The organism is Mesorhizobium waitakense, assembly GCF_056431085.1.
In genome coordinates, this window is record NZ_JBWKME010000022.1 from 20,673 (window position 1) to 36,383 (window position 15,711).

The window sequence follows — 15,711 nt, forward strand, 5'->3', positions numbered from 1 at the left end:
CACCAATGAGCGATGTGAAGGAAAGCGCTGGGCGACCGGCGAAGGAAACCGAGTCTCCCTTGCCCTACTACGTGGATGCGGCAATCTGGGAAAAAGATATCGCGCGACGCAATGGCTGGTCGCGATCTCTGGCGTGGTGCGTGGCAAGCGTCGCCTCGGTCATTGCCGTTGCAGCCGTGGGCGCGCTGATCCTTGCGCTGCCGCTCAAGACTTATGAGCCCTACATGGTGGTGGTCGACAAATCCACCGGGTTTGTCGAGGTCAAGCGGCCGCTGGCCGACGGTCCGTTGCAGCAGGACGAGTCGATGGGGATGTTCGATATCGTCCGTTATGTGAAGGCTCGCGAGACCTACGATCCGAAGGCGCTGAAGGACAACTTCGATCTCGCGCAATTGCTGAGCGCCGGCGATGCCTCGAGGGAGCTCGTCGAGCTTTTCAGCCCGGCGAACAAAGTGACGAACCCCGTCGTGCTCTACGGGCGAAACACCGTCGTGGCTGTGACCGTGAAGTCCGTGACATTTCCCAACCAAAGGACCGCCCTGGTCAGGTTCATGACGGAGGAAAAGAGCCAAGCGAACACCGTGCAGCGGCATTGGGTGTCGTTGATCCGGTTCCGCTACACCGGCGTTCCGGCCAAAAACGAGATCCGCTTTGAAAATCCGCTCGGCTTCCAGGTGCTCGAATATCGGCGCGATCAGGAGACGGCGCCGGCACCCACCGCCGAGACACCGCAATGAAGGTCGCCGGCATCCTGATGGCAATCGGGCTCGGCGTTTGCGCGGTTCTGCCGGCCCTTGCCGAACAGACCCCTCGGGCGGGATCGCGTGACAGTCGCATTCGCTTCGTCTGGTATCAGAAGGACGATGTGGTGTCGGTGCCGGCCAGCTATGGCGCCTCGACGATGATCGAATTCGGCGATGACGAGAAAATCGAAACCCTCGGCGCTGGCGACGTCCCGGCCTGGAGCATCGAACCCAACAAGAAGGGCAATGTGCTCTTTGTGAAGCCGATCGAGAAGAATGCGGGCGGGAATCTCAATGTCCTGACGAACAAGCGCAGCTATGTGTTCTTCCTCAACGGCGAGTTTCGGCCGGTTGCACAACAGGTCTATGCGATCAAGTTTCGCTATCCCGAAGAGGCGTCGGACGCGGCGCTGATGGACGAAGCCCGGGCTCGGGCGGCGCAGCCGAACCGGCAGGGTTTCAAGGCCGAAAACGCCAACTCGTCCTATGCCTATAAGGGGTCGTCGGCAAATAAGCCGCTCGTGATCTACGACGACGGCGTGAAGACCTGGTTCCGCTTCGATCCAGCAAGGGAAGTGCCGGCGATCCATGTCGTTGATAGCGAGCGCAATGAGACCCTTGTGAATTATCGCCGCGAGGGCCCGTACATCGTCGTCGACAAGGTCAATTACCAATGGACCCTGCGCAACGGCACCGAAGCAACCTGCGTCTTCAATCTGAGACTGAACAATGTGAACGAACCGACCGGGCTTGAACCTTACGAACCGCAGCGTGTCGGCGGTGGGACTGTTCGGAAAGTGAGGGGACCCGATGCCATCTCCCAATGAGTACAGAATGCTCGCTGAGGAAGGCACGGCGGTCGCCGCGCCAAAATTCGGGGCAAGCACATTCTTCAAGATCGCGGTTCCACTGGGTGCGGTGGTCTTCGCCGGCTGGATGATCTATGCGGCGACGCGTGCGCCAGACAAGCCGCTGTTGACGGCGTCGGATGGCGAGGAGTTTCACACCACACAGTTTCCCGCACCGGGGCTCGATACGCCGCGCCCCCAGCTTGATAACGGCACCCTGAAAATCCCGACGGCTCCAGAAGAGCCGCCGGCGACCGTCGAAGCTCCGCCTCCCCCTCCACCAGCCTTGCAACCGCCTGCAGCTCCACCACAGGTGCAGGATGATTCCGAGGCCCGTCGTCTGGCTGAGGAAGAACGGCGCAGGCAAGAAGAGGAGGAGCGCCGCAAATGGGAGCGCTTGCGCGCCAAGCAGCTCGTCGTCGATAGCGGCGATGCGCCTGGCAGTGCGTCAGCATTGGGCGGCAATGGTACGGATGCAGCGGCGGCCGGAAACGCAGGCGAGGGCGAGGAGGACCCCAATCGGCGTTTTTTGGCAAGGGCGAGCCAGAGCGGAGCGGATACATCGAAGGCCACGATGAACCCGCGCACGGACGCTCTGGTCGCCCAAGGGACGATGATCAAGGGCGTACTCGAGACCGCGATCCAGAGCGATCTTGCCGGTATGGTTCGGGCCGTCGTGTCGGAGGATGTGTGGTCCTTCGACGGTCGCAGGGTTTTGATCCCCGCTGGCTCCCGCCTTATCGGTGAATATCGCAGTGGCCTCGCAACCGGCCAAACGCGGGTGTTCATAGTGTGGACACGCCTGCTTCGATCGGACGGCATGTCGGTGCAGCTCGGTTCGACGGGCACCGACGAGCTCGGTCGCAGCGGCATGCCGGGCGAGGTCGACAACCATTATTTCGAGCGGTTCGGCTCGGCGATCCTTCTAAGTGTCGTGGGCGGTGCGACGCAATTCATCGCCAACCTCGGCAACGACCAGAATGGGTCGAACACCAACCAGACCTACACGGACCCGCAGACCGGACAGACGGAGACAAACCAGACGCAGCCCAACCAATACCTGCAGAGCGCCCGTCAGATCGGCGCGCAACAGGTCTCGCAAAGCCTCAACCGCATTGCCGAAGAGGCGCTTCGCAATTCGATCAATATCGCGCCCACGATCCATGTCGATCAGGGGTCGCGCATCATGGTGTTCGTCCGCCGGGACCTCGATTTTTCGGAGTTCTATCCGGACCCGGTACGCGAGGCGTTGACGGAGATACGACGTGAGCGGGCAGCAAAGAACCGTCTTCCTAAATAAGGCGCTGGCGCCGGTGCGGCGCTGGCTCGACGACGATCGCGTGGTCGAAATCTGTGCAAACGGGCCTGGACTTGTGTGGGTCGAAATTGTTGGCTCGACACATATGGAGCCCTTCGACGTCCCCGCGCTCGACCGCGCCGCGATCACTTACCTCATGGAACGTATAGCGGCATCATCCTCGCAATCGATCAGCGAGGAAAATCCCTTGCTTTCAGCCGCCCTCCCCGGCGGCGAACGCTTCCAGGGCGTGCTTGCGCCGGCGACGCCGACAGGAGGCGCCTTCGCGATCCGCAAGCAGGTCGTGAAGGATATGCGCCTTGATGATTACCGGAAGCGGGGGGCGTTCGATACGATCTCCGTCCAGGATCCCGGCGAATTGAGCGAGACCGACAGCGCCCTTTGCGAATATCTCGATGCCGGCAAGATCGAGGATTTCCTCCGCCTGGCCGTGCGGGAACGGTATTCGATCTTGCTTTCAGGAGGCACATCGTCGGGCAAAACGACGTTTCTGAACGCGATTTTGCACGAGGTGCCTTCGGATGAGCGGATCCTCACCATTGAGGATACGCGGGAGGTTAAACCACACCAGCCCAACTATCTGCCCCTCGTCGCATCAAAGGGCGACCAGGGCCTGGCGCACGTGACCGTTGAATCGCTGCTGCAAGCCGCCATGCGGTTGCGGCCGGATCGAATCTTCCTGGGCGAGATCCGGGGAGCGGAAGCCTATTCGTTCTTGCGCGCCGTCAACACAGGTCATCCCGGATCGATCACGACGATCCATGCGGATAGCCCGACCGGTGCGTTTGAGCAGCTGGCATTGATGGTCATGCAGGCTGGGCTCGGGCTGAGCAAGGCAGAGATCATCGATTACGTGCGGTCGGTCCTGCCGATTGTGATCCAACAAACGCGCCGGGGCGGCTGGCGCGGAACTTCGGCGATCTGGTTCAACCGCATGACCGAATGGAGAGCCGCCAGAAAGGTTCCCCAGAATGTCTCGCGTATTCGCTTATAGGCTTCTCCTCGGCCTCATCGGCCTCGCCGCCTTCTTTGCCCTTTGGAGCCTAGCCTACGAGCTGGTGGCGACATGGCGGTGGAATCCCGCCCTCCCCTCTGAAGGCGCCTCGCGCTGGGGGTTTCTAAAATACCAGAACGCGCAACGCAGCCTAAGCGGCCTGTTCGTTGCCTGGCAGCATTTCAGCCAGCGCCTGGCCTATCATCCCACGCAGGGCGAGACGATCATCCGGGGCGCGATCGCGGTCGCGGTTGTCGTTGCGATCGGCGTCGGCCTGATCTTTGCAGGCCTGATCAACCGCAAGCCAAAGCACTACGGCGATGCGCGGTTCGGCACGATCATGGACGCCGAAAGGAAAAACCTGCTGGCAAAGCAAGGCTTGATCCTCGGCAAGATGGGTGGGGCGACGATCCGCTCGGACGATCCCGCGCACGTCTTGGTGGTCGGGCCGACCCGATCCGGCAAGGGCGTCAGCTTTGTCATTCCGAACGGTTATATGTGGCGAGGATCCTCGGTGTGGTTCGATCCGAAGCGGGAGAACTTCGAGGCGTTCGGTGCACACCGGCAGGCTCTCGGCGACAAGGTCTTTTTCTTTTCGCCCGGCGAGCAGGATTCGCATCGCTATAATCCGCTGGATTTCATCCGGCGCGATGCGCGCATGCCGACGGACTGCGCGGTGGTCTCCTCCTTCATCATCCCCGAGGCGACAGGAAGTTCCGAGATCTGGGCGCGCGCCGGCCGGCAGTTGCTTTCGGCCATGATCGGCTATTTGCTGACGTCACCACGCTATGAGGGGCAGCGTCATTTGCGCGCCGTCGCGATGCTTCTTTCGACCGGCGTGGATTTCCTCAGGGTGCTGACGAATATCCGCAATGACGAGGAAAAATATCTGCCTTCGTGGGTCGTGCACGGGCTCAACCAGTTCATTGCGCTGGAAAAGGAAACGCGAAACTCGGCCTATTTCAACATGACGGCGGCTCTCAACCCCTGGACCAATGATCTCGTTGCAGCCGCTACGGCGTCGACCGATTTCGATATCTCGAAGTTTCGCAAGGACCCGACGGCTCTCTTCATCGGCTGCTCGGTGGCGCAGCTCGACGTGTTCCGGCCCATCATCAAACTCCTGGTTCAGCAAATCCATGATGTGCTGATGGCTTCCTCGCCAGGCCCGGACGAGCCCTATCAGGTTCTGGTGATGATCGACGAGTTTCGCCAGCTCGGCAAAATGGAGTCTATCGTTTCCAAGCTGGCGATCAACGCGGGCTATGGCTTTCGCATGGTCCTGATCCTGCAGGATCTTGCCCAGCTTGACGAAGTCTATGGAAAAGCGACGCGGCAGACCACGGTGTCCGCGTGTCAGGTGAAGCTTTTCATCCGCATGAACGACGTGGAGACCTCGGAACATGTCTCTGTAATGCTGGGACCGACCACGATCGAGGTGCCCACACCGATCATCAGGGCTGGTCAAGGTATATTTGGGGGCCGAGACAAGAGTTTAAGTTATCAGGAAAGGCCGTTCCGGACGGCGGCGGAGCTTCGGCAAATGCCGGCGAAGCAGGCCGTGGTTCTGGTCTCAAGCCCCCCTGGTTTCATGGTGCGCAAGGTCACCTATTATAAGGACGCTCCCTATAAGGCGACCTACCAGGAATTTCGGCACCGGCGCTTGAAGGTTCCGCCTCTCTCACGATGGCAGGATCTTCCGCTGCGCTCCATGGCGGACGTCGAAGCGGCGGCTAACACCGCGCCAGCGGCACCTTTCGAGTTGGGGGAACCCGATACCGTCGAAGCGCCGGTTTCAGGCGATACAGCCCATGCCGATGCGGTGCCGCCTGCGACTTGTGCGGCGGCTGAAAGGGTTGATCCCGTCGCGTTAAAGCCGAAAGTAAAGAGCGACAGCGCGGACGCACCACAGGCGCTGCCAAGCTCAGGCCTTCCAACGGGCGGTGAGGCTGAAGCAAAGAGCGAGGTCGCCGCTGAAGTTCCGGAGTTGAAGCCGAAGCGGACCGATCAGACGGCCGATGATGCGCCGCGGCCGCTTCCCACCCTTGGCCGGCGATCGGCGCAGGCAGCATCAAAGACGTCCGACCCGAGTGCGTCTGAAGGCAAGGCGAGTGTCTTGCAATTCCAAGTCCGGCCGGGAAACAAGTCCACGTCGATCGCCGCGCTGCTCGCATCGCTCGATCAGGAAGTGGAGGCGGGCGCTCGTTCCCTGTCACCGTCAGTGGATAGCGGAGATGTCGACGGGGTACCGTCAGCCGCTCTTGAGGCGCTTCAGGCTCAAATTAGACGTCACGGCGATCGCTAGGACGTGAAAGTCAGTTGAATACAAATGAGCGGTTTGTGCCTTCGGTGCCCATGTCGAGTGTGAGAACGAGACGAAGCGTCCCTAATCCGATGGCGGGCGCATCGAACCGTTTCGTTGCGCCTCCCGGTTCTTGGTGGGACGTGAGCTGATTGCTGGTCCGTAAAATGCGATTGATTTTCACTCTAGCCAACCTGTATCAAAACCGATACAGTGCGCCTCGATGAAGGTGATTGAATGGCTTGGAAGCAGTAGGGCGGATGTTCGAGCGTTTCCTGACGATGCGCGGATAGAGGCCGGCTGGCAGCTCGAACTTGTCCAGCGCGGCGACGATCCCGACGACTGGAAGCCTATGCAGATCGTGGGGGCCGGCGTCAGGGAAATCAGAGTCCGGGAGGCATCGGGAGCGTTCCGCGTCATCTATCTGGCAACCCTGGAGGACCGCGTTTTGGTGCTTCATGCGTTCCAGAAGAAGACACAGGCCACGTCCAAGAAAGACCTCGATCTGGCGGCTCAACGGCTAAAACGATGGAAGGCAGAACGATGAACGTAGAAATCTATGAGAACGTCTGGGACGCCCTGGCGGACACCGAACAAGAGGCAGCAAACCTCAAGGCGCGCTCGGCGCTGCTCTACGAAATCCGTAAGGCAGTCCAGCGTTGGGACATTCCTCAGGAGGAAGCCGCCAAGCGGCTCGGTCTGACGCGCCCTCGCACCAATGATCTGCTGCGCGGCAAGCTCGCCAAATTCTCGCTTGACGCACTTGTCAACATCGCCGCCTCCGCACACTTGGATATAGAAATCCGGGTAAAACAGGCTGCATAATCACGAAGTGTCAAATGAGCACATTTTGCGTTTTGGCGCGAGCGACTGCCGAACGGAGCCAGAGCCCGGTTTAGGGAACAACGAGCTCACTCAGTGCTGCATGGCGAGGCAACTACTGCTTTTGCGGCTTCTGTGAATCCGGCTCTTCGCCTTCGACCGGAGCGGTGTTGATGCTCCTCGACTGCAGGCGCTGCAGTTCTTCGAGCCGTTCGCCTTTGACGATCTCGGGATCAAGCCGCTCGTTAGGATTCTGCGCCAATGAACGCGCGGCTTCGCTTGCGGCTTGTGCCTCGCGGGCTTCCTTCGCAGCGATGCTTTCGGCATTGCGCACCATTTCGCGGTCTTGCGCAACCTGCTCAAGCGAGGTCGGATCAGCCGATCCGGCTCGTTCGTCACGAATCTCCTGCTCGATGGCTCGATTACGGATCTCGCGAGCGCGATCGGCCTCAAGCCGCTCAGCGGCCTCGATCTCCTGGGCGCGATGGATCAAAGCTTCGGCGCGCGTGCCGGCAATCCGATGGGCCTGGTCTTCACTGACATGCGTGACGCCACCATCCTGCAGGGATTTGAGATCCGTCCGGATCGCAAGCAGCTCCATGGTGGGCGCTGCGCGCCGTAAGAACTCCGCTTTCGTCTGGCCGTTCATCATGGCCGCTGTCTTGTTAACGGTCTCGTTGATCTGTTTTAGGTTTTCCCGCATCTGGTCCGCGGTGGCATCTGAACTCATTTGAACACCCTTTCCATCTCGAATAGCGACGACAACAGTACCGGATCGAAAAGCTTGCGTCATCCGATCAATGAATTGACTCGCTATCGCGTTATCCGGCTGAGCAGCAGCAACCGAGTGCCAGTCCCGAAGGCTTGCCTGGGTGGCCTGCAGCTGGCGCGCCGAAATCGGAATCTTTACCGGGTTGGCCTTTGCGTGATTGATCCGCTGGCGGGCTTTCTCGATGACGTGCGGGTTTGCACGGGCATAGGCGCGGTCCCGCGCCTCCCTGCCCGGCCGCGGCTTTTCGGCCGTGGCCACAATCGCCTTGTCGCGCGGACCATAGCTTTGTGATGACGCTCGATAGGCCGCGGAAGTCGCGACGATTTTCATGCCCTGCGCTTGTGCGTGCTGGGCATAGAGCGCGCGCCATTCGCGAAGCTGGGCCGGACCTGGTCGCAATCGCTCACCGTCCTCACCTTTCACGGCGACGATGGCATGGACATGAATATGGCCGCCCTCCTCCGCCATATCGGCATGCATGCCGAAGGCGAATTTGTGATTGGGGAACTGCTCATGCAGGAACCCACGTGCGGCCCTCACCAGGGCTTGCCTGTCCTCGCCCGCCTTGGCCGACAGGATCATGTGCATGGTGTCGCGAGGCTTGTAGGAATTCAGGGTCTTGTCCCAGGACTGCGCGGTCTGCCGAACCGCCTCCTCAGACGCGATCGCGGCGCCGTCGGCGCCGATCGCCGCTCCGTCATGGGTAAGGCGCGCGAGCTGGAACACGACACCGGCTTTGCCGTGGCTGGGCTCCCCAATTGGCTTCACCGAAACGGTATCCTCCTTGACCCCAAGCGCGTCGGAGATCCGCGAGGCGATCATGGCCCGGGTTGGTGCCGAGAACTGGCGATCCTGCTGGCGTCGATCGGAAAAGTGAAACCGATGCTTCACCTTGTCGTCCCCGTTCTCACCCCGCACGACGCTGTGTCCGGCCATGGTCGCGACGACGCGCGCGACGCTCGATCCGTCCTGCAGTGTGTCGATACGATAGGCGAAACCGTGGCCGGCGAAACCTGCCTGAACTGCCTGTGAAAGGCGCTCGGCATTCTCCTGCCCTGCCAGCGAAAGCCGAAACGTCGCCACATCCTCGCTCTCCCGCCGCTTGTCGAAACGCTCGCCCCACTGTTTCATTTCCTCGGCGACGGCTTCCCGTGTTGCCAGGATACGCGCGTCATACGTCTCGAGCGCGACGCCCTCCTTCTGGATATATTGACCGATCGCGGCTGCCCTAGTGACGCCATGCCCGTAGGAAATCACCTTCAGAACGGCCGGCTGATACCCGGCCGCCAGCCTGTCGGCAGCGGCCCTCGGCCGAGGTCCGCCGGCGAGCTTCCGCCGCTTGGTTGGCAGGGCGAGGTTTAGTCGCCCGGCTTTACCGCGCGGCGGCTCCAGCTCCCGCGCAGACGAGCGCGGCAAGGCCGGTTCCGTTGTCTGGCTTCCCCCGAGACCGCCCTCCCCTGTCCGGCCGCGAACCGTCTTGAACAACCAATCATCGTTATTTCCAGCAAAGTACAACATGGCCCGATGCCGGCGCTTGCGGTTCTCTTCTTCAAAAGCCGCGCTCGCGCGAATCCGATCGGCTATGGCCTGTATGGACGACTGATCGAGGTTCACGCGCCCTCACCATCCTGCAGATGCGCCGCCTTCCGAAGTCTCAGGCCATGCGCGATCGTCATCGCCGTCAATTCGGCGTCGACAGCTTTCACCCTCGCATCCAGCGCTTCCCATATCGGCAACGCCGCCTCCATGGGGGCAGCGTGGCCGGAATGAATGGCATGGAGAAGCTGGCTGAGGTTTCGGCCGACCATCCGGACTTGCGAGGCCAACGCCGCGACAGTGCGTGAATTCTCAGCTGACAGAGCGGGACCGACATCCAGGCTGGCCCGGATAATGCGCCGCAACGTCTCCGCTCGGTCAAGCTGGAACACCTTGCAGGCCTCATCCAGGAGCGCGCCCGCGTCCGGCCCAATATCGATCCGGGAGCGCTTTCGGGTGTCCTTGTGGGCGGCGCTGGTGTGCAAAATTCCCTCGCTATGGCGGATGGGCCTCACGTCGAAGACAGTCCAGGTCGAAGCGAAGCGACGACCTGCTCAGCCAATTTGGACCCAAATTGCGTATCTTGTCAATTCACTATGCAACATTATACTGATCCGATGTTTTGCTAGTCCAGAACCAATTATGCATCCCGGAACATTGTACCAAATGCGCAAATTCATGTTATCACCTAGGCACTTATGTGCCTTCGCACTTTGCAGCATCGGCGCATAGGCATAATGCAAGAAAGTCACTTTGGCGCCAAATCGCCTATGCGCCTTGACGCCAAGGTGACGCAACATTGGGAAAAACAATGCCGGAACAACGCGCGGTGCAAATCACAGTGGCCTCTCCCAAAGGCGGGGTCGGCAAGACCATGACCACCATCCTGCTCGCTGGCGAGTTCGCCGCCGCCGGTCATCGGGTGACCGTGCTCGACACCGATCCGCAACTGTCAGCGCTGGAGTGGAGCAAAAACAGTCGCCGCGCCGGGTACGCTCTTTCAAACATCGACGTCATCCCCATCAACTCGACCGACGAACTGATCGATCGCCTGGCGCAATCCGACGCCGAGGACCTGCTGCTGGTCGACGTCCAGGGCACGGCCGTGGCCGCCCTCGGACCGGCCGTCGCCAACGCCGACTTCGTGCTGATCCCGACGAAAGCGCACGTCTTCGATGTCAAGCAATGCCTCGGTCTGATCCGGCACATCCGCTCGCTTGGCGGACGCCATCGCGAAATTCCCTATGCGGTGATGCTCAACATGGTTTCGGGGATCGAGCACAACACGATGGCCTTTCGCACGGCGATCCAGCTGCTGCGGCAGGCCGACGCCAGCGTGCTTGAGACGTTTTTGTCGCAACGGCCGACCTTCGCCTCAATCGCAACCGCCGGGACGCTTTACGAAGTCCAGCCCGTGAACAAGGCGGTGCAGGACGCTCGCGACCAGACGAATGCCCTGACCGCCGAGATCATCCGCAAACTGAACGGAGCCACCCCGCAATGAACGAGAAAAGCGATCGGACCGCAAACCAATTGCCGCTGCCTGCCTTGAAACCGCGTGCCCGTTCGAATGATCCGTTCTCGCGCAACATGGCTGCCATTGTGGAATCCAGCATCAGCGAAACGGACAACCTGGAGCAGCAGACGAGAACCCAGTCTGCCAGAAAGGCGAAGGCGGAGCTCGAAAGGCCAAAGGCAGACGGCGGGACAGCCCGGCTGCACACACGCATTCCGGTCTCGCAGATGATCGAGCTGCAGGTCCATTGCGCGCGCAATAGAACAACCATGCAGGAGGTGGTGCAGGGCCTGATTACGGAATTCCTTGCTCGGCAGCCAAAGTAGCCAGATGCGCCAATCGCGTCGATTTTCGTTATGACCGACCGCCCATGACTCGGGCCCAACGAGGATTGGCTACATCTGTTCGGAGAAGGCCATCAAAGACGCTGCTGAACGACTGACGTTCGGTTCCATCCATCACGACAGTGAATCGATCCGCGTCCGCTGATTCAAACCATTCATTGGACGCGCGCGTCCGGCTGCGCGATTCTGTCCGCAATGATCGCGCAGCTCTATCGCCTCTGTATCGAACGCCGCGACGCGGATCGGAACATGGCGCGCTTCTATGCGCTGTCGATCGAGGAGACCCTGTTCGGCCAGACCTGCCTGGTCCGCCGCTGGGGACGGATCGGAACCACCGGCCGCACGGTACAGCACTCTTTCGATACCGAGGGCGAAGCGGTCGAGCTTTTCCTCCAACTGCTGCGCGCCAAGCGGATGCGCGGCTATCAGCCGCGATCCCCCTACCCGATGTCAATCGGCCCACAATAGGGGGCCTGACTCACATTTGATGATTTTGCATGGCGGCGTGGTGCTGTTTTATGAGGGGAATCAGCACCATGGTGAGAAATTTGCGTTTGTCGTCCTTGATCCCGGCGGGATTGGTCGTCGAGGCCATCGCTGAAAACGAAGGAGTGATCGTCATTACCGCGCGGTCAGGTACGCCGGCGCGGCCTTGCCTCTTTGCCGCAGAGGTCGAGCCGGGTCCACAGCCGCTATGTTCGACGCGTGTCCGATCTTCCCTGTAGTGGGACGAAGGTAGAGCTCCGCCTCGGCGCGCGGCGCTTCGTCTGCGATGCTACATTGTGGTGTGGACGAATCTTCGCCGAGCGCTTTGACGACAGTCTTGTCACCGAGCGATCGCGCCGGACCTCGCGATTGGAGTGTATCGTTCATCGTCTTGGACTGGCGCTCGGCGGCCGGCCGGCGGTTAGTTTTGCAAAGCGGCTGATGGTTCCGGTCAGCAATGACACATTGCTACGGGTGGTGCGGCGACGGGCCTGTTTACGAACAGACCCTATCAAGATTGTCGGCATCGATGACTGGGCCTATCGCCGTAACCATCGCTATGGCACGATCGTCTGCGATCTGGAGCGACGGCGGATCGTGACGTTGTTGCCCGACCGAGAAGTTGCCACCGTCGAGGCTTGGCTTGCCGATCACCCTGAGATCGAAACCGTCTCGCGCGACCGCGGCGGCGGTTACGGCGAAGCCACCGCCAAGGCATTACCGAATGCGGTTCAGGTCGCCGACCGCTGGCATCTCATGGAGAATATGAGCGCGGCTTTCCTCGGCAATGCGCGCGCCGTGATTTTTTCATGGAATGAGCGCGCGAAAATGGGCGTCCCGCTTCCGTGGTCATTGACAGCCCACGGGCGATAAAACGAGAGGGCTTACCCCCCTCGTTTCGTCGCCGATCTCATTCGGGGTCAGCGGCGAAGGCTTCGATGTCACGCGCGAACTGCTCGGCCTCTGCCTGCTCCTGTGCAATCAGGGCCGCCAGTTCGGCTTCAGCCGCGATGCGTTCCTTCCTGGTGAAGCAGCAGCTCCGAAGCTCGGCCCGCAGTTCATTGATGTGATCGATGGTGGTCATGTCGAAACGTCTCCTTTTGATGACGTCAACGGGCCACGTGCGCACGAAGCGCGGGTCAGGGATCGCGGAACGCGACCGGCGGAGCCGGCGAGTGGGGTGCCGGTTTTGTCGGAGCGTAGGGAACCGGAGCGGAGATAAAATCGGGGGCCCACGCTCGTCCTTGACGCGGGCTGAGCAGCCGTAGAATGGGACGACAGAAGAAAGAGAGCCCGCAGCCCCGGCCAGGGGATGCGACCGCATTTCACCACCTCGATGTGCCACGATCATCTCGATCCGGAGCAAGCCTTCGGTGCGCCGGACGCCTTGGACGATCTGAGCAGATTTCCTCGTTGCGTATGGCACCCGAAAAGCCGGAAGCAGGCTCGATGCCTGCTTCCGGCTTCCACACGCGCAAGAGATGAGCCCCGCCTCGGCGGCGGGGCTCCTTCGTGGAAGAGTTTCAGACCTCGCGCTTCGGCCGGTTCCAGATGAGGGCGTATTCTCCCTCCTTCTCGCCCGGCCAAAGTGCGGCGGTGATCGGGGCATTGAAGCTCGGGTCATCCAGCTTGATCGAGATATATTCCTCGCCGTCGCCGGAGACCGCCTTCCAGCCTGCGCCGACCTCGACGCCGTTGCCGGCGGTGATGCGGAAGTCGGGGGCGTCGCGCGAGACACGTTCGATGGGGTTCAGGCGGGCACGCATGCTGACAGTGAGGGTGCGCACATTGCCGACAATCCCGTTGTTGCCGTTGGTGGAGAATTCGCCGATGACTGCCATGATCTGTTCCTTTCGGGTTTGCTCGGGCCGCGCCTATCGCGACCTCGATGGCGGTGTAAGGACCGGGGGCGGTCGACCCCGCACCTGACAAGGCCGCAACGCAGTGGAGGGCGGGCGCAAGCGGCTATTTTGCCTCGCGATGCAAAGGCGGGCTGCGCCCCGCCGGCGGAAAATAGCCGCGGCCGGCCGTTGCGGGATGGCGACCGAGACGAGAGGCGTCCTGCGGTCACACCAGATCCATCGAGGTCTGCGTGGGTGCGCCCAGGTGTGAGACGGGAAGGAACCTGGATCATGCGTCGTCGGCGCCATTACCCACGAAAAACAGGGATACCGCGTCATCAGCACCGCTCGCCCCGCGACATCGATGCTCGCCACCGCGTCGACGCCTCTGCCGGCGCCACGTCCGCCTCGCCTTGATGATGGCGCGCTGGTCGAAGCCGATTGAGTGATCGCTCCCGCAAGTGGCAAGGCTCTCGGTCAAGCTGGGCGATCCGACTTTTCCCGGCATCGTCTCCTGCAGGCCGGGCGAGACAGAGACGACCACCTCCCCCGAACAGGCCTGCGGCGTGTCACTGTCTTCCCACATGGAAACCGGCCGCCGGGGCGGGGCTTTTTGCGGGTACAGCCGGGTGCCGATCACTAGGTTGGAAAGCGGGGCTGATGAAACATCAGCATTCGGGCGGAGCGTCCGGCCATTGCTGCGCGCCGTGCAGGACACGCAGAATGCGGACCGTGGTCTCCGTCACTAGATAGGCCGCCACATAGGGCGTGCCGGTGACGACCAGTTCGCGTGTCCCGGCAATCCGGCCCGGACGGCCGCTTTCCGGGAAATCCCGAAGACGGCGGGCCGCAGCCTCGATCCGTTCATCGACCGTTATGGCGGCCGCCGGATTATCAGCCTCGATGTGGGTAAATATGCCGTCGCGATCGGAAAGCGCCAAGGCAGACCATACGAGCTTCACGATGCCAGGTCGCCGCGCCTCCGCCGTGCCGCCGCACGCCGGTTCGCGAAATGCGCCTCGACCTCATCGTCCGGCATGTCGGGCCTGGTATCGGTGAGCGCCTCCAGCACTTTGCCCCTGAACCAGGCATCATGCGCCTCGCTGCTGGTCACAAGTTCGAGCGGCAGCGCGCCCTCATTGGCGGTACGGGTGAGCAGGATCCGCACGGCATCGGAGACCGTCAGCCCCATGCTTTCGAGCACGGCGGACGCCCGATCCCGGACGTCGGCATCGATACGGGTCTGGACAAGGGCGTTCGCGGCCATCAGCGCCTCCATTTCTGCAGAAAATGTAATGCAATTGAATGACGATTGCCAGTCCTCTATACGCCGTGCATGTCCTCACCTTCACTCGGCCAGAAATCCAGCTGCCCGGGATCGGCGACCGTCGACAGGTCGACCCACCTGCACGCCGAAGGAACACCGCGCCGCGAATCGGGGCCGAGCTTGATTTGAACGAGAACCGCTGAACCTCTCCCCGTTCCGGAAACGTCCGCTGGATGTTCTCACATTATCCAATGCTAATGATGCGCGCCGTGGGGATAAGTGCATTTAGTGTATGCCGGCAGCACCCACTCCTGGGCTCGGGAGTTCACCAAGCTTGGACATGTCGTCATTGATCGCTCCGGGCTGGGCGAGCCTGTCGCCAAGCGCCAGACGAACGATACGGCTGACGCGAGAGCGGATCTGCGAAGCGGCCCAGAGCCAACCTTGCGGTTCGTTGCGGTGTGGAGCGAGGAGGAACAGGTTGCGGGCACGGTGGGTTTTGCCCGCAAGATTTTGGCGGTAGAGATGCCGATTCCAGGATTCGACTACCGCGTGATTGGGCGCGACCGGATTTCACGCCGGTGCCGAGCAAGCGCGCTCGCAGGGCGGTTCGGAGAAGACGGGGTCCGCCCGGCAACCAGCGGAGCGTGAAGCATCAGGCTGCCTTCCGCTCCGTTTCCGTCCGCGGCTGTAGGCCATGCAGATAGGCGACAGCTCGCTGCGCATGGGCAGCGGCCGAAAAGATCGCCCTGCGGTCTTCCTGAAGGACGCGCAACCAGGACTGTAGGTAACTGGCGTGGTCCGGCCGCGGCTCCATCTCCGGCACAATGCCCAGATCGGCGCAAATGAAACTGGCGCCAATTTCGGCGACATATCCTGACAGTCCAGCCCCACTCTGAAATTTTTCCGCAATGAAGACCGT

The 15,711-nt window shown here is 61.4% G+C and carries 19 protein-coding genes and 1 pseudogene; 11 read left to right on the top strand and 9 right to left on the bottom strand.

Going from position 1 to position 15,711, the window contains the following annotated elements:
- Positions 1-5 precede the first annotated feature (5 nt).
- The 4 genes from AC07FD_RS07790 (at position 6) to virB11 (ending at position 3,903) form a co-directional block, all read left to right on the top strand.
- Positions 6-737, top strand: coding sequence for a VirB8 family type IV secretion system protein (locus tag AC07FD_RS07790; protein WP_478349372.1), 732 nt, complete (start codon positions 6-8; stop codon positions 735-737).
- Positions 734-1,570, top strand: a complete 837-nt coding sequence (gene virB9, locus AC07FD_RS07795; RefSeq protein ID WP_478349373.1) for a P-type conjugative transfer protein VirB9 — start codon at positions 734-736, stop codon at positions 1,568-1,570. The genes AC07FD_RS07790 and virB9 overlap by 4 nt, the downstream gene beginning before the upstream one ends.
- 91 nt (positions 1,571-1,661) lie before the next feature.
- Complete coding sequence (gene virB10, locus AC07FD_RS07800) at positions 1,662-2,891, top strand: type IV secretion system protein VirB10 (RefSeq protein WP_478349374.1); 1,230 nt, start codon at positions 1,662-1,664, stop codon at positions 2,889-2,891.
- Positions 2,857-3,903 (top strand): P-type DNA transfer ATPase VirB11, encoded by a 1,047-nt coding sequence (gene virB11 / locus AC07FD_RS07805; protein WP_478349375.1) that lies wholly within the window; start codon positions 2,857-2,859, stop codon positions 3,901-3,903. Before virB10 ends, virB11 begins: the two co-directional genes overlap by 35 nt.
- 151 nt (positions 3,904-4,054) lie before the next feature.
- Here the strand turns inward: virB11 and AC07FD_RS07810 are convergent, their stop codons facing one another.
- A complete protein-coding gene (locus tag AC07FD_RS07810; protein ID WP_478349376.1) occupies positions 4,055-4,279 on the bottom strand; it encodes a hypothetical protein in 225 nt (74 codons plus the stop codon).
- On the opposite strand from AC07FD_RS07810, the gene AC07FD_RS07815 reads away from it, so the two are divergent.
- From AC07FD_RS07815 to AC07FD_RS07825, 3 genes are all read left to right on the top strand, one after another.
- Positions 4,244-6,208 carry a type IV secretory system conjugative DNA transfer family protein gene (locus AC07FD_RS07815; protein ID WP_478349377.1) on the top strand — a complete coding sequence of 655 codons (1,965 nt, stop codon included), beginning with the start codon at positions 4,244-4,246 and terminating at the stop codon, positions 6,206-6,208. The genes AC07FD_RS07810 and AC07FD_RS07815 overlap by 36 nt on opposite strands.
- Before the next feature lie 220 nt (positions 6,209-6,428).
- Positions 6,429-6,752, top strand: a complete 324-nt coding sequence (locus tag AC07FD_RS07820) for a type II toxin-antitoxin system RelE/ParE family toxin (RefSeq protein WP_027054595.1) — start codon at positions 6,429-6,431, stop codon at positions 6,750-6,752.
- Positions 6,749-7,030 carry a helix-turn-helix domain-containing protein gene (locus AC07FD_RS07825; protein WP_478349378.1) on the top strand — a complete coding sequence of 94 codons (282 nt, stop codon included), beginning with the start codon at positions 6,749-6,751 and terminating at the stop codon, positions 7,028-7,030. Before AC07FD_RS07820 ends, AC07FD_RS07825 begins: the two co-directional genes overlap by 4 nt.
- Positions 7,031-7,142: 112 nt before the next feature.
- Here AC07FD_RS07825 and AC07FD_RS07830 read toward each other — a convergent pair whose 3' ends face one another.
- Positions 7,143-9,413 carry a relaxase/mobilization nuclease domain-containing protein gene (locus tag AC07FD_RS07830; RefSeq protein WP_478349379.1) on the bottom strand — a complete coding sequence of 757 codons (2,271 nt, stop codon included), beginning with the start codon at positions 9,411-9,413 and terminating at the stop codon, positions 7,143-7,145.
- Positions 9,410-9,820: a hypothetical protein gene (locus AC07FD_RS07835; protein WP_478349380.1), complete on the bottom strand. Its 411-nt coding sequence runs from the start codon at positions 9,818-9,820 to the stop codon at positions 9,410-9,412. Before AC07FD_RS07835 ends, AC07FD_RS07830 begins: the two co-directional genes overlap by 4 nt.
- A 326-nt stretch (positions 9,821-10,146) precedes the next feature.
- Here AC07FD_RS07835 and AC07FD_RS07840 point away from each other — a divergent pair, with 326 nt between their 5' ends.
- The 3 genes from AC07FD_RS07840 to AC07FD_RS07850 all read left to right on the top strand — a co-directional run bounded on the left by AC07FD_RS07840 (position 10,147) and on the right by AC07FD_RS07850 (position 11,663).
- Entirely contained in the window at positions 10,147-10,839 is a 693-nt protein-coding gene (locus AC07FD_RS07840; RefSeq protein WP_095204903.1) for a nucleotide-binding protein, read from the top strand.
- Complete coding sequence (locus AC07FD_RS07845; protein ID WP_478349381.1) at positions 10,836-11,177, top strand: hypothetical protein; 342 nt, start codon at positions 10,836-10,838, stop codon at positions 11,175-11,177. The genes AC07FD_RS07840 and AC07FD_RS07845 overlap by 4 nt, the downstream gene beginning before the upstream one ends.
- Positions 11,178-11,390: 213 nt before the next feature.
- Positions 11,391-11,663, top strand: coding sequence for a WGR domain-containing protein (locus AC07FD_RS07850; RefSeq protein WP_478349382.1), 273 nt, complete (start codon positions 11,391-11,393; stop codon positions 11,661-11,663).
- 10 nt (positions 11,664-11,673) lie between these two features.
- Here AC07FD_RS07850 and AC07FD_RS07855 read toward each other — a convergent pair whose 3' ends face one another.
- Positions 11,674-11,817: a hypothetical protein gene (locus AC07FD_RS07855; RefSeq protein WP_478349385.1), complete on the bottom strand. Its 144-nt coding sequence runs from the start codon at positions 11,815-11,817 to the stop codon at positions 11,674-11,676.
- Between AC07FD_RS07855 and AC07FD_RS07860 the strand changes: the two are divergent.
- Positions 11,774-12,476, top strand: a pseudogene (locus AC07FD_RS07860) (ISL3 family transposase); the annotation flags it as partial. The gene AC07FD_RS07855 and the pseudogene AC07FD_RS07860 sit on opposite strands and share 44 nt — an antisense overlap.
- A 115-nt stretch (positions 12,477-12,591) precedes the next feature.
- Here AC07FD_RS07860 and AC07FD_RS07865 read toward each other — a convergent pair.
- The 5 genes from AC07FD_RS07865 to AC07FD_RS07885 all read right to left on the bottom strand — a co-directional run.
- The gene (locus AC07FD_RS07865) at positions 12,592-12,765 is read right to left on the bottom strand and encodes a hypothetical protein (protein ID WP_478349383.1); all 174 of its coding nucleotides are present in this window, start codon (positions 12,763-12,765) and stop codon (positions 12,592-12,594) included.
- A gap of 439 nt (positions 12,766-13,204) precedes the next feature.
- Positions 13,205-13,522 carry a DUF736 domain-containing protein gene (locus AC07FD_RS07870; protein ID WP_379016747.1) on the bottom strand — a complete coding sequence of 106 codons (318 nt, stop codon included), beginning with the start codon at positions 13,520-13,522 and terminating at the stop codon, positions 13,205-13,207.
- A gap of 668 nt (positions 13,523-14,190) precedes the next feature.
- Positions 14,191-14,484, bottom strand: coding sequence for a type II toxin-antitoxin system RelE/ParE family toxin (locus AC07FD_RS07875; protein ID WP_379016746.1), 294 nt, complete (start codon positions 14,482-14,484; stop codon positions 14,191-14,193).
- Entirely contained in the window at positions 14,481-14,789 is a 309-nt protein-coding gene (locus AC07FD_RS07880) for a type II toxin-antitoxin system RelB/DinJ family antitoxin (protein ID WP_095204709.1), read from the bottom strand. The genes AC07FD_RS07875 and AC07FD_RS07880 overlap by 4 nt, the downstream gene beginning before the upstream one ends.
- A gap of 655 nt (positions 14,790-15,444) precedes the next feature.
- On the bottom strand, positions 15,445-15,711 hold a 267-nt coding region (locus tag AC07FD_RS07885; protein ID WP_478349384.1), incomplete at its 5' end, for a zincin-like metallopeptidase domain-containing protein.

Coding starts and splice junctions, on each gene's coding strand:
- AC07FD_RS07855 (WP_478349385.1), bottom strand. CDS start 11,817: ATGACGATCACTCCTTCGTTTTCAGCGATGGCCTCGACGACCAATCCC.
- virB9 (WP_478349373.1), top strand. CDS start 734: ATGAAGGTCGCCGGCATCCTGATGGCAATCGGGCTCGGCGTTTGCGCG.
- AC07FD_RS07845 (WP_478349381.1), top strand. CDS start 10,836: ATGAACGAGAAAAGCGATCGGACCGCAAACCAATTGCCGCTGCCTGCC.
- AC07FD_RS07865 (WP_478349383.1), bottom strand. CDS start 12,765: ATGACCACCATCGATCACATCAATGAACTGCGGGCCGAGCTTCGGAGC.
- AC07FD_RS07815 (WP_478349377.1), top strand. CDS start 4,244: ATGGACGCCGAAAGGAAAAACCTGCTGGCAAAGCAAGGCTTGATCCTC.
- AC07FD_RS07825 (WP_478349378.1), top strand. CDS start 6,749: ATGAACGTAGAAATCTATGAGAACGTCTGGGACGCCCTGGCGGACACC.
- AC07FD_RS07840 (WP_095204903.1), top strand. CDS start 10,147: ATGCCGGAACAACGCGCGGTGCAAATCACAGTGGCCTCTCCCAAAGGC.
- AC07FD_RS07870 (WP_379016747.1), bottom strand. CDS start 13,522: ATGGCAGTCATCGGCGAATTCTCCACCAACGGCAACAACGGGATTGTC.
- AC07FD_RS07850 (WP_478349382.1), top strand. CDS start 11,391: ATGATCGCGCAGCTCTATCGCCTCTGTATCGAACGCCGCGACGCGGAT.
- AC07FD_RS07790 (WP_478349372.1), top strand. CDS start 6: ATGAGCGATGTGAAGGAAAGCGCTGGGCGACCGGCGAAGGAAACCGAG.
- AC07FD_RS07880 (WP_095204709.1), bottom strand. CDS start 14,789: ATGGCCGCGAACGCCCTTGTCCAGACCCGTATCGATGCCGACGTCCGG.
- AC07FD_RS07820 (WP_027054595.1), top strand. CDS start 6,429: ATGAAGGTGATTGAATGGCTTGGAAGCAGTAGGGCGGATGTTCGAGCG.